Source organism: Pseudoalteromonas sp. SIMBA_162 (genome assembly GCF_046535955.1).
Lineage (GTDB): Bacteria > Pseudomonadota > Gammaproteobacteria > Enterobacterales > Alteromonadaceae > Pseudoalteromonas > Pseudoalteromonas marina.
Genome location: NZ_JAWJBQ010000097.1, coordinates 1 through 411, shown reverse-complemented (window position 1 = coordinate 411; position 411 = coordinate 1). Strand labels below are relative to the sequence as shown.

Here is a 411-nt window from a genome sequence, read left to right as displayed (position 1 = left end):
CGAAGAGGAAGGTGATGATCGCGGTGGAGGTATTGCCCATAGCCAACAGGCCCACCGCCAGGCTGACGCCGACGAATTCCCCCAGTCCGCAGCCCGAATAGCAGTGCGCGACGCTTCTCAGCCCCTTGCGGGCATCACCGTTGGCGGCGATCTGGCGACGCCCGGCGAAACGATAGACCAGCAGTCCCACCACACCGGAGTAGAGCGTGGTCAGCCCCCACACCCACTTCATCATCGGGGCCAGGTGAGCATTCTTCGTGGTCAGGTCACGCACGACCCAGATCAGCGCCGGTACCATCAGCAATAGCCAGCACAGCAGCAGGCTCCAGTGGGAAAGTGACTCACGTAATAGATCTTGCATGGTGACCTCCTGTCGAGTGGATGTCGCAGATGGCCGTGCGCCGATAGAAG

1 protein-coding gene is annotated in these 411 nt (G+C 61.6%); it reads right to left on the bottom strand.

The features are described 5' to 3' along the window. Window positions 1-361, bottom strand: a 361-nt coding sequence (locus R0J88_RS18870; RefSeq protein ID WP_410900707.1) for a hypothetical protein, incomplete at its 3' end; no start/stop codon positions are given. Window positions 362-411: the final 50 nt, after the last annotated feature.